This is a genomic window from Emticicia sp. 21SJ11W-3, assembly GCF_024138715.1.
GTDB lineage: Bacteria > Bacteroidota > Bacteroidia > Cytophagales > Spirosomataceae > Emticicia > Emticicia fluvialis.
Map to the genome: position 1 here is coordinate 423,072 of NZ_CP092074.1, position 11,739 is coordinate 434,810.

The following is an 11,739-nucleotide window of genomic DNA, read 5'->3' on the forward strand; positions in this document are numbered from 1 at the left end:
AGCTTGCCGGGTTTTTCCGGATTTTGTTTTTAATGCTTAAATTGGGTCAAAAATAGGCTATGTATAAAATAATACTTTGGGTGTTTCTGGCCATAATCGGCATTTCATGTACTACTTCCAACAATTTATCCCGTCGGCAGCCTTTTGCCCGCATGATAGACACCTCAGAAGTGTTTGCCCATAATTTTACCGGAATGGCCATTTATGACCCGACCGCGAAGAAAGCTATTTTTGAAAGAAATGCCGACAGGTATTTTACACCTGCCTCTAATACCAAGTTATTTACTTTTTATGCCTGCCTTAAAACGCTGGGCGATTCTATTCCGGCCCTGCGATATACCATTAATAAAGATTCACTGATTTTCTGGGGAACCGGAGACCCGACTTTTTTTCATCATGATTTAAAAAGCACAAAGGCTTTCAACTTCCTGAAAAGCCAGAAGGGTACAAAAAACCTGTTTTTTTCAGATGGTAATTTTACCAATCAGCCCATGGGTGAAGGCTGGGCCTGGGACGACTACAATGATTATTATTCTGCCGAAATTTATGGGTTACCCATGTATGGCAATGTGATACGTGTGAGTATTGATAAAGGCACCTTTGCCCCGCAACCTGCTATTTTTAGTAATAGTTTCTACAGAAAAGATGAGGGTAGCAGCATTAAACGTATCCAGACCGATAATATATTTGTTTTACCGAAATCTACTTTGCAAAAAAACAACTATAAAACAGATATACCCTTTAAAACCTCTTCGGCACTTACCCAGCAATTGCTGATGGACACGCTCAGAAAAAATGTAAGCCTGCTGCATGTTCCGGTGCCGAAAGATGCCAGAACTATTTACAGTATGGCCTCTGAAGATGTATACCGGTTGATGATGCAAGAGAGCGATAATATGCTGGCCGAACACCTGCTGCTGCTGTGTGGCGCTGTATTGAAGGATTCGCTGAACACGGCATTTGCAATAAAATCTGTTACCGAAAAGCACCTGCAGGACTTGCCCGATGCGCCAAAGTGGGTTGATGGTTCGGGGTTGTCCAGGTACAATCTTTTCACACCCCGGTCTATCGTAAAGCTGCTTGAAAAAATAAGCGCTGAAATGCCACAGGAAAAACTCTATACTATTTTACCTGCCGGCGGGCAAACAGGTACACTCAAAAACGTATTTAAATCTACCGGAAAGCCTTTTATTTTTGCCAAAACCGGCACCTTGGGTGGCGTTTATAACCTTAGTGGGTATCTGGTTACTAAAAAGGGCAAAACCCTGATTGTAAGCCTGATGAATAATAATTTCAACCTGCCTGCGTCTAAAATACGGCGTGAGGCAGAAAAAGTACTTACATGGGTTTATGAACACTATTGATTATTTTACTTCGGCATAATATTCTTTGTCAAATATTCTGTAATAGAGCCAGGCGGGTACCTTATCAAAGTAAGGTTGCATGTCATTAAACGTAGGTCTTTGCGAGGCATGCAACAACATGGCTTGCTTTTTAAATTCACCTGCGGTACTAATCCTGACAGCCATTGCAGGTGTTGGCAAGGTGATGTTTTTGCTGAAATTCTTCTTAAAGCTGGCCGAAATCTTCTTAGCGGTTGCTATCATAGGTGCGGGCAATGTAACCTGGTAAATCCTTGTGGGAGAAAAGCCGTTTTTGCCTTTATCTGCCAGAAAAACCTCTTTGGTATATTGCGCCATAAGGCGGTGGTCCGGGTGGCCGTATAAACCAATTACATCATCATAAGTAATTAAAACAGTAGGCTGGTAAAGGGTTATTTTCTGGCGGATAATCTTTTTTAATGAATCAGCCGGAATATCTTTAATGCCACCATCAGGGTAATTGAGTATTTCCTGATGAGCCACACCTAATAGCTCTCCTACAGCCCGAAGTTCTTTCTCTCTGATGTCAGCCAGTGCTATTTTCTTTTTTTTTGGGTCGGTTTCATTCACCATGCCGTTACTGTTGCCTGCTTCGCCATGTGTAAAAGTAATCAGGCTGGTTTCTATGCCCTGTTTGTTTAGTAATTTCAGGGTTCCGGCACAGGTAATTTCGTCGTCAGGGTGAGGGAATATAAACATCACCTTTTCTCCGGTAAAACCATCGGACAATGGAACAGAATCATCCTGCAACTGGCCTCTTAAATAGAGGAAGCCGCCGGCCAGAATAATAATAATAGCTATCAGGCTGAATAGAATTACTTTTTTCATAAACAAATGGTGAAACGTTGGTTAAAGTCTGCCACTAAGCTAGGAAGATAACGCTGGTTTTTCAATCATATAGCCTATTTTTGTGCGCACCATTTAAGGTTATCAGTAAACTCATTACCCCATGAACCGAAACATAGAAGCACTTTACAACATTGCCCAAAAGCAGGAACGAACCATTATCGGTCTGATGTCAGGCACCTCAATGGACGGTCTGGATATTGCGCTTTGCAGATTCAGAAAAAGTGGGGGTGAAACCGAAATTGAACTGGTAGATTTTGATACCATTAGTTTTGCCGAAGATATAAAAGACGAAATAAGAAAGGTATTTGCCAAAAAGGAAATTGATTTCCAGCAATTGTGTGTGCTAAACCCCTGGATTGGTAACTTACATGGGCAATTGGTGAATGATTTTCTGGCCAGCAGGGGCATCAGACCCAACGAAGTAGATGTTATAGCCAGCCACGGACAAACCGTTTTTCATGCACCTAAAATTCTGCATGGCCTGGCTAAATTCCCGAACGCTACCCTGCAGATTGGAGATGGTGACCATCTGGCCGTTAAGACAGGTATTATTACCTTGTCAGACTTCCGCCAGAAACATTGTGCTGCCGGGGGTGAAGGCGCTCCTCTGGCTGTTTATGGCGACTACCTGATTTTCTCGAAGCGCGACGAAAACCGGATTTTACTCAATATGGGAGGCATTGCCAATTTTACCTATCTGGCCGGAAACCTGGATGCCAACGAGGTTTTTGCTACTGATACCGGCCCGGGTAACACCATAATAGACGCCTACATGAAGAGGTTTTTCAACCTGGCTTATGACAAAGACGCACAGATGGCAAGCGAAGGCACCGTGAATGAGGCACTGTTGCAAGCACTAAAGCAGGATGATTTCTTTGGTAAAGGTTTTCCAAAAACCACAGGGCCAGAGTTGTTCAATCTCGGCTATCTGGCCAATGCGCAACAAAAAGCCGGTGCAGCCCATTTATCGCATGCCGACATACTGGCTACTTTGTGCCGTTTTTCTGCTGATACCATTGCCGGGGCTATTCTAAAATTAGTAGCGCAATTGCCTCAGTACAAAGCAAATCCGGCCTCGTTCAAGATTTACGGTAGTGGGGGCGGGGTACATAATCCGTTGATTATGCAATCGCTGAAAGAGTTACTACCTGCTTTTGAGTTCTACAAAACTGATGACCTGGGGATATCAGGCGATGCCAAAGAGGCGGTGCTATTTGCTACTCTTGCCAATGAAGCGCTTGTGGGTGGCAGAACCGATTTCGGCGCAAGAAAAGGTGTGCCGGGTGTATCTATGGGCAAAGTTTCTTTTCCGAATTAATAAGCAAAAAAAGGTAAAAAAAATAGCCACAGTTGAGTGTTTACTGCGGCTATTCATATATAAAAGGCAGATTTACGCCGAATTTCTACTGGCGTTGATGTTGCCGAACAAAGAGCGGGTAACCATTTTTTCGTAAACCAGCCTTAATTGTTCGTCTGTTGTTTCTTCTATTTTTTGTAGTGCATATTGCTGAATAGTGAGCAGGGGCAATACTATATGTTCGCGGTAATCGATAGACAATTTGCTTAGCCTTTCATTGGCCATCAGGCTTTGTTCGCCTGACACCCGTAGCATATTGGCAACAGTAAGCTTATATTCATCGTAAAGTATCTGCCAGAAATTGCCATATTCAGGGTCATTTTTCATATAGTAAGTCAACGGAAAATAGGTTTTGGTAAGTGCCATCATGCTATTTTCAATCAGCGTCTTAAAATACAAAGAGTTTTTATACAAAGTCTTGAGGTCTTCAAGGCGGCCTTCGTCTATCACTTTCTGCAGGGCCGAACCAAAACCGAAATATCCCGGCACGTTCTGCTTCAACTGGCTCCAGGACCCAACAAACGGTATGGCGCGCAGGTCTGATAACGTGAGTTGCTTGCCCGAACTTCTTTTACTCGGGCGGCTGCCTATATTGGTAAGGCCGTAATATTTCAACGGACTTTTGTTTTCAAGATAAGGTACAAACAATGGGTGAGCCTTGAGTTCAAAATATTTTTTCACGCCTACGTCGGCCAGCTCATCAATCAGGCTGTGTTCATAGTCGTTAATTACTGAGGCGTCGTCCTGAAAAACGTCATTGATGATACCTGCCGATAGCAACTGCTCAAAGTTGTACATTGCCTGCGACCGCGAACCATACATAGACGTAATGGTTTGTCCCTGAATGGTAATCTGAATCTCGTTATTGGCGATGGTCGGGCCTTGCGAGGCATAGAACTGGTGGGTTTTACCACCGCCACGTGCAGGCGGGCCGCCGCGGCCGTCAAAGAATATCACTTCTACTTCATTCTTGTTCGATATAGCGGTTAGTTTCTCTTTGGCCTGATAAATCTCCCAGTTGGCTTTTACATAACCACCGTCTTTGGTACCATCAGAAAACCCAAGCATGATTGACTGCTGCTTGCTGCGGTGTTCGAGATGCTTTTTGTAGAACGGTAACTGGTAAAGCGTCGACATCGTGTTTTCTGAGCTGTCGAGCCCCTCAATGGTTTCAAACAAAGGTAAAACATCCACATTGATTTCCTCAGCCTTGTAGCCGCAGAAACGGAAAAGCGCCAGTACTTCCAACACCGAGAAAACAGAGGTGGAGTTGCTGATAATGTATCGATGGCAGGCTTTTTCGCCGTTAAGGGTCTGTATCTCCTTAATCACTTTTACGGTCTTGAAGGTGTCTTTCACAAGTGCATCTTCAAAGTCGTCTTCATTTATATCTAGTTTATACTCGGTCAGGAAGCTGAGTTTTTCATCAAAATTCCATTCGGCATAAGGCTTGGCAGATATACCATATTTCTGGTTTATCTGCTCCATTACATTTTCATGTATGCTGCTGTCCTGGCGGATATCCAGGCTGGCAAAGTGCAGGCCAAACAGCTTTACCTGCTGAATAAAACGGTCTAGTAAATCAAGAAACAGGCCTTTATGTTGGGTTATCAGTATTTGCCTTACCTCGTCTAATGACGCAAGCAGTTCCTGCAATGTCAAGTCATTTTTAAGGCCGTTCATATTGGTATAAATGCGGTTGCTGATGGCTGTGAGCAATGGCATTACCCCTTTAAATGTTAAACGGCGGCAAATAATTTTGAAATCGTTATAATAGCATTTCAGGATGCTGGTTCTCAGTTCTGTCGAAACCTTTTTGGATATTTCTGCCGTTACAAAAGGGTTGCCGTCGCGGTCGCCGCCTGGCCAGAAACCCAACTCAAGCACAGGCTTGAAGCCCTGGCTGTTATTATTGTTCTGAAAATAGGTGTTCAGTTTTTCGTGTATCTCACCTATTACCTGATAATACACATGGCGCAGGTAAAATATAATACTTTGTGCTTCTTCAAGCGGGGTTGGTTTTTTATCGTTAATAAAAGGCGTTTTGCCCAGCTGTTGCAGCAGCGAGTCAATGCCGTTAATATCATTTTTAGGAATAAGCTGTTCAAGGTCTTGAATAATACGCAGCACACTGCTGGGGTAAAACTGCGTAGGGTGTGCCGTAAAAACTATACGTACTTTAAAGTTCTGTAGTTTTTTCTGAACTTCATCCAGCTTGTTTTGTTGTACGGCCAGTTCAAGTGTACTTTGTAAAGTACCTTTGCCATTGAGCGGATATAGCTTTTCAAAGGCTGAGTCTTCTACACTGTCAAAAAGTACCACCTGCCGTTCTATATAAGTTATGAACCTGAACAAAAGGTCAATTTTTTCCTTTTCTTCTTTGATAGAGGTATATTGCCTGAAAAACGTGTCGATGATTTCTTTAGGTTCTTTGCCTTCTTCAAAACCGGCCTCTGACATATCGTGCAGAAAAGGCATTAATTGACCAATTTTAGTCATCTTGTCATAAGGCAACCTTGAAAAAAGCGTATTAAATACAAGGTATTTATTATGAATTTCCTGTGTAAAAATCGAATCAATAGAATTTCCCAGCATTTTTTTACTAGTATTAATGTTTTGAATGAGCAAACTACGTAAAAATCTACTGTATTTTGATTGTTTAGCCGAATAAAGTTTGGCTTTTCTTGAAAAAGTTAAAATATTTCAAAAGATAAATCAATTCTTTTGAAAGCCATTTCTTTTTCGGTAGCAGTAATCGTTAAATTCAGTATTTTTACTTTTCAAAGGTAGATATAAACACAACACAACCCGTAGGTATTAATTTTTTTAATGCATGGAGTACCCGATTTACATGGATTACAACGCTACCACACCTCTGGTTCCTGAGGTGCTAGACGCCATGTTGCCGTATCTTACCAGCCATTTTGGCAATGCCGCCAGTCGTTTTCATGCTTATGGCTGGAAAGCAGCTGAGGCAGTAACTGCTGCGCGGCGGCAGGTAGCTGGCTTAATAGGTGCAGCAGAAAAAGAAATGGTGTTTACCAGCGGGGCAACAGAATCGGTTAATCTGGCTATTAAAGGTGTTTATGAGGCTTTTAGCGCAAAGGGGAAGCATATCATAACTGTTGAAACCGAGCATAAGGCCGTTTTGGATACCTGCGCCCATCTGGAGAAATCTGGTGCAGAAATTACGTATCTGCCAGTAGATAAAGAAGGCAATATTGATATTGAGAACCTTGAAAGGTGTATCAGACCCGATACAATTCTGATTTCCGTAATGGCCGCCAATAACGAAACGGGGGTCTTGCAACCGCTAAAAACAATAGCTCAGATAGCCCACCGGTATCAGGCGTTGTTTCATACCGATGCAACCCAGGCAGTGGGTAAACTGCCAATGAATGTAATGGATGACCAAATTGATTTGCTGAGCCTGTCGGCACATAAGTTTTACGGGCCAAAGGGGGTAGGTGCGCTATATGTCAGAAAGAACCTGAATATCATTGCCCAGCAGGATGGGGGCAGGCATGAACGCGGCTTGCGGTCGGGTACACTTAATGTAGCAGGTATAGTGGGTTTGGGCGCAGCTGCTGAACTTTGCCAACGGGATATACATGAAGAAAACGAGCGCCTTGCCGGGTTAAGAAATAAACTTGAAGAAGGAATATTAAACCAGCTGCCGGAGGCCGGAATCAATGGCAACAGGGCTAATCGCCTGCCTAATACCACCAACATCAGATTTGGCCGGATTGATGGCGAACAATTACTGATGAGCCTCAACGAAGTTGCGGTTTCTAATGGCTCGGCTTGTAATTCTGCCTCAACAGAACCTTCTTATGTGCTGAAAGCCATGGGGCTTGACGATGACACCGCCTACGGCTCAGTTCGGTTTAGTCTCGGAAGAAACACCACTGCCGAAGATGTTGCTTTGGGTATCAGTCATGTATGTGAGGTGGTAGGCAGAATGAAGCGCGAGGGAGTTTATGATTGAATGAGTATCTAAGCCCCGGAACTTAAAAGACCGGTAATGATTTGAAATGAAAGAATCCACAGGGTTATTGACAATAGAGTTATGGAAGACAAAAAAAGAGAATTTATGCAGAAAGCCATCCAATTATCATTGATTGGCAGCCAGGCGGGTGTTGGGCAGGGCCCCTTTGGGGCAGTAATAGTGAAAGATGGCCAGATAATAGGGCAGGGGCATAATCAGGTTGTTGCCACCAACGACCCTACCGCACATGCCGAGGTTATGGCCATAAGAGATGCCTGCAAAAACCTGTGGACTTTCGACTTAAGCGATTGCGAAATTTATACTTCATGCGAGCCATGCCCCATGTGCCTGAGCGCTATTTACTGGGCGCGGCTTGGTAAAATTTATTTTGGTAATACACGTAATGATGCCGCCGAAATTGGTTTCGATGACGCATTCTTGTACCATGAAATACCGCTTCCGTTAGAACAACGGAAGATACCCATAGAAGCAATGAGCAGAGACGAAGCGCATGTTGCCTTTGAGCTTTGGGCAAACAAAGAAGATAAAATAGCCTATTAAATTACGGATATGCCTTTTTTCAGGATATATATGAAAGAGATTAAGCAGATTGTTGAGGCCTATCAGAAAATAGACTTTAGTAAGAATAAAGCCGCTTTGGCAACCGTGGTGCGGGTAGAGGGCTCTTCATACCGGCGAACCGGTGCAAGAATGCTGGTGATGGAGTCTGGCGAATGGATTGGGGGTATCAGCGGTGGATGTCTGGAAGGGGATGCACTCAAAAAAGCCCGGCTGGTAATGCTGCAAAATAAAGCTACGCTGATAACTTATGATACCACCGACGACGACCCCTACCAGATAGGCGTCGGGTTGGGTTGTAATGGCATAATTGATGTGTTGATAAGTCCGCTCGACCCGCACAATGAGCAAAATGCTGTTTTGCAGCTAAGCAGTTGCCTCAACCAACGCACACCCAATGTTATTGTAACCGTAACAGATGTTAAAAAACAGAATCTGCAAGAGGCGGAAATTGAATTGGGGCAGGTTTTCAGGTATGACAACCCAGACCACTTCAACAGCAGCTTCCATCTGAACACCATCAAAGCAGATGTGGTTCATGAAATAGAAACGGCACTTTTAAACACCAAATCAGTTTCTAAAACCTATGTTTTAGCATCAGAGGCAACAATAAGTTTATTTATTGAAGTGGTGCCACCACCCGTACACCTCTATGTGTTTGGAAGTAACTACGATGTTTATCCAATGGTGCGCATAGCCAAAGAGCTGGGTTGGAAAGTAACGGTTATCTGTAATCCGGCCAGAATGCATCCGTCTCTTTTTGCAACTGCCGACGCCGTAATGCCCAAGAATCACATGCCGGTTGTAGATAGATTCACCGCGGCTATTTCTATGTGCCATGATTACGAGACCGACTACGCTAATCTGCAAACCCTGCTTAATACCGGTATTTCTTACATTGGTTTGCTGGGCCCTAAAAAGCGTACAATAAAAATGTATGCACGTATGGTTGAAGAGGGTAAGGCCATTACCACTGAAGACGAAGAACGCATATTTAGCCCCGTAGGGTTGGATATAGGCGCCAGCACGCCAGAAGAGATTGCCCTTGCCGTATGTGCCGAAATACGCGCAAATTTCAGCGGAAGAGACGCCGGAAAACTGAAATTCAGAAATAAACCTATTTACGAGACTTAAAATTTGCTTTTTTGTAAAATCTGAAATATTATTGTCCCCTGATTACCCCTACCCGGTTAACCTTAACCCTTTATAATTTTGCTATTGAGTTAGAATAAGCTACTGCTGATTGATCAGATGCTTTGGCTTTTGAAAAAACCGTCTTCATGTCACCCAGGTTTGTTTCATTACATGGGATAGTTGTTCTATTAACTGTCCTGTTCTTTCAGTTCTTGCCCGTACCGGAAATGCTTTCCTGGGAAGAGCTTTTGCTGTCTAAATTTTTGAATCAGGCGCCAACTTTGCTTTGCCTGGGGTACCTTCTATTTCACAGAAAAAGAGTTCATGACAGCCTCAGTTATTTTTTGTTGATTGCCTTTCTGTTTCTTGAAATCCTGGTCGAAATCTATTATTATTTTGTATCAACCGGTTCTTTGTTTGTTGCTAATCTTATCAATGATATTTTGGCCTTTGTGGTGTTGTTTGTGCTATATAACCAGCAGCGTTTGCGTCTACGGGCGTCTGGTATTTACAACAAAAAGCTGGGTTATGTTATTTTTGCTTGCTTTATAGTTGCATTAGGCTTTAGTTTTTCTTTGTCAAAGGCGTATGAAATCTATTTTTCTTCCGAAAAACTAATATTTTTCTTAATAATGGTTGAGATGGCTCTTAACATCATTACTGTGGGCATCAGCTTTTATGTAAACGGGCCTTTAAGCCGCAACCGATACAGGCTGGCAGTTGGTACGATAGCCATTGTTACCTTAAAAATTTATTTATACCTGAGCCGTTTTGTTTTTGAAGTTTATCCGGCTTTTGCGTTCACTATCGGAAAAATTATTTTCTCAATGGGTATTTTGCTGATTGCCGATAGTATTATGCGCAAATGTATGGTCAAAAAAAATGCTCCTGTTTTTATTCCCCGCTAAAAAAGCTTTAGTTCTTCATCCCGGCTGATTTGTAGTTTTTTTCTTCTTTGGCCAATTGTATGGCCTTAAATCATTCTAAAAAGCAAATATTGAATTAAGTTTGCATCGCCCTGTGTTTTTTTTACCATTCAGGTATTTACTTATTAATAGTTTCAGAAAACAGGCTGTTGAACCGGGCAGTTAAACAACAGATAAACCTGTAAAAGCCAGCAGATATGATAACAGTTGAACAGGCTGAATCAATAATATTGAGTCAGGCAATAACACCACAGGTAGAAAAAGTAGCAATTGAAGACGCCACAGGAAGAATACTGGCTGAAGATTTTTATGCCGACCGCGATTTTCCTCCTTTTAACAGAGTATCTATGGACGGCATTGCATTGGCTTTTAAGCAGATAGTTGCCGGTCAGGTTAGTTTTCGTATTGAAAGCACGGCAGCCGCAGGTAAGCCACAGGTAATGTTGCAAAACCCGATGAATTGCATAGAAGTAATGACGGGCGCTATATTGCCCGATGGAACCGATACGGTTATCAGATACGAGGATGTGACCATTAATGACAGCCAGGCAACCATAAATGTTATACCGGCAGAACAGGGCCTGAGCATACATAAACAAGGAGCAGACAAGAAAAAGCAAGATAAGCTCGTAAAAACAGGTACCAGAATTACACCAGCAGAAATTGGAATAGCTGCCACTATTGGCAAACATGAAATACTGGTGCAGAAAAAGCCAACAGCAGTTTTAATTGCCACCGGAGAAGAGATTATACCTGTTACTGAAACCCCGTTACCACACCAGATACGTACCTCTAACAGTTATGCTTTACAGGCTTGCCTTAAAAGCTGGGGCGTACATGCCGACATCGTTTTATTGCCTGACAACCAGGAAACTATAGAGCAGAAGATTAAGGAGTTTCTGGATACTTACGATGTGCTGGTTCTGAGTGGAGGGGTATCGGCCGGTAAATTTGATTTTGTACCTGCTGCTTTAGAAAACCAGGGGGTGCATAAACTTTTTCATAAAGTGGGGCAAAGGCCGGGCAAGCCATTCTGGTTTGGCGTGAAAGACACAAAGGTGGTTTTTGCTTTACCGGGTAATCCGGTTTCTACTTTTATGTGTTTGCACCGGTATTTTAAACCCTGGCTTGATGTGTCGCAGGGGATGACGCTTAAGCCCGAGCTGGCAGAGCTGTCGGTAGATTTTGAAGTAAATTTTCCACTCACTTTTTTTATGCAGGTGCGCATGATACAAGAACCCGGCGGCATTGTAAAAGCAATACCAGTAGCAGGAAATGGCTCCGGCGACCTCACCAGTCTGATAGAAGCAGACGCGTTTATGGAGCTGCCTATGGGCAAAGGAGTTTTCAGAAAAGGCGAACTTTACCCAGTCTGGCGATACAGGCAATAAAATTCGTTATTGGGTACCATCATAAAAAAACCGTTTACTCAAATTAGAAGTTGTTACCACGCAAATACAAAACTTTTTGACCGGCTGATAAGTTTAGTGTTTGTCGGCGCAGGCTGGCAGCTTACTGCTTAAA

9 protein-coding genes are annotated in these 11,739 nt (G+C 43.0%); 7 read left to right on the forward strand and 2 right to left on the reverse strand.

Annotation, left to right across the window (positions count from 1 at the left end; all coding sequences use genetic code 11):
- Positions 1 to 59 precede the first annotated feature (59 nt).
- Positions 60 to 1,364 (forward strand): D-alanyl-D-alanine carboxypeptidase/D-alanyl-D-alanine-endopeptidase, encoded by a 1,305-nt coding sequence (locus MB380_RS01700; protein WP_253532568.1) that lies wholly within the window; start codon positions 60 to 62, stop codon positions 1,362 to 1,364.
- Here the strand turns inward: MB380_RS01700 and MB380_RS01705 are convergent, their stop codons facing one another.
- Complete coding sequence (locus MB380_RS01705; RefSeq protein WP_253532571.1) at positions 1,365 to 2,210, reverse strand: PIG-L deacetylase family protein; 846 nt, start codon at positions 2,208 to 2,210, stop codon at positions 1,365 to 1,367.
- Positions 2,211 to 2,331: 121 nt separating this feature from the next.
- Here MB380_RS01705 and MB380_RS01710 point away from each other — a divergent pair, with 121 nt between their 5' ends.
- Positions 2,332 to 3,549, forward strand: a complete 1,218-nt coding sequence (locus MB380_RS01710) for an anhydro-N-acetylmuramic acid kinase (RefSeq protein WP_253532573.1) — start codon at positions 2,332 to 2,334, stop codon at positions 3,547 to 3,549.
- 72 nt (positions 3,550 to 3,621) lie between these two features.
- On the opposite strand, the gene MB380_RS01715 is transcribed toward MB380_RS01710, so the two are convergent.
- Positions 3,622 to 6,183 carry a phosphoenolpyruvate carboxylase gene (locus MB380_RS01715; protein ID WP_253532576.1) on the reverse strand — a complete coding sequence of 854 codons (2,562 nt, stop codon included), beginning with the start codon at positions 6,181 to 6,183 and terminating at the stop codon, positions 3,622 to 3,624.
- A gap of 238 nt (positions 6,184 to 6,421) precedes the next feature.
- Between MB380_RS01715 and MB380_RS01720 the strand changes: the two genes are divergently transcribed.
- The 5 genes from MB380_RS01720 to MB380_RS01740 all read left to right on the forward strand — a co-directional run bounded on the left by MB380_RS01720 (position 6,422) and on the right by MB380_RS01740 (position 11,606).
- Entirely contained in the window at positions 6,422 to 7,576 is a 1,155-nt protein-coding gene (locus tag MB380_RS01720; protein WP_253532579.1) for a cysteine desulfurase family protein, read from the forward strand.
- Between the two features lie 105 nt (positions 7,577 to 7,681).
- Complete coding sequence (locus MB380_RS01725; RefSeq protein WP_305882496.1) at positions 7,682 to 8,137, forward strand: nucleoside deaminase; 456 nt, start codon at positions 7,682 to 7,684, stop codon at positions 8,135 to 8,137.
- Between the two features lie 30 nt (positions 8,138 to 8,167).
- Positions 8,168 to 9,289, forward strand: a complete 1,122-nt coding sequence (locus MB380_RS01730) for an XdhC family protein (RefSeq protein ID WP_253532585.1) — start codon at positions 8,168 to 8,170, stop codon at positions 9,287 to 9,289.
- Between the two features lie 146 nt (positions 9,290 to 9,435).
- Positions 9,436 to 10,197 carry a hypothetical protein gene (locus MB380_RS01735; RefSeq protein WP_253532587.1) on the forward strand — a complete coding sequence of 254 codons (762 nt, stop codon included), beginning with the start codon at positions 9,436 to 9,438 and terminating at the stop codon, positions 10,195 to 10,197.
- A 215-nt stretch (positions 10,198 to 10,412) separates the two neighbouring features.
- Positions 10,413 to 11,606: a molybdopterin molybdotransferase MoeA gene (locus MB380_RS01740; protein ID WP_253532588.1), complete on the forward strand. Its 1,194-nt coding sequence runs from the start codon at positions 10,413 to 10,415 to the stop codon at positions 11,604 to 11,606.
- The last annotated feature ends 133 nt before the right edge of the window (positions 11,607 to 11,739 follow it).

Excerpts from the sequence above, each read along its gene's own strand:
- MB380_RS01700 (WP_253532568.1), top strand. The coding sequence starts at position 60 with ATGTATAAAATAATACTTTGGGTGTTTCTGGCCATAATCGGCATTTCA.
- MB380_RS01705 (WP_253532571.1), bottom strand. The coding sequence starts at position 2,210 with ATGAAAAAAGTAATTCTATTCAGCCTGATAGCTATTATTATTATTCTG.
- MB380_RS01710 (WP_253532573.1), top strand. The coding sequence starts at position 2,332 with ATGAACCGAAACATAGAAGCACTTTACAACATTGCCCAAAAGCAGGAA.
- MB380_RS01715 (WP_253532576.1), bottom strand. The coding sequence starts at position 6,183 with ATGCTGGGAAATTCTATTGATTCGATTTTTACACAGGAAATTCATAAT.
- MB380_RS01720 (WP_253532579.1), top strand. The coding sequence starts at position 6,422 with ATGGAGTACCCGATTTACATGGATTACAACGCTACCACACCTCTGGTT.
- MB380_RS01725 (WP_305882496.1), top strand. The coding sequence starts at position 7,682 with ATGCAGAAAGCCATCCAATTATCATTGATTGGCAGCCAGGCGGGTGTT.
- MB380_RS01730 (WP_253532585.1), top strand. The coding sequence starts at position 8,168 with ATGAAAGAGATTAAGCAGATTGTTGAGGCCTATCAGAAAATAGACTTT.
- MB380_RS01735 (WP_253532587.1), top strand. The coding sequence starts at position 9,436 with ATGTCACCCAGGTTTGTTTCATTACATGGGATAGTTGTTCTATTAACT.
- MB380_RS01740 (WP_253532588.1), top strand. The coding sequence starts at position 10,413 with ATGATAACAGTTGAACAGGCTGAATCAATAATATTGAGTCAGGCAATA.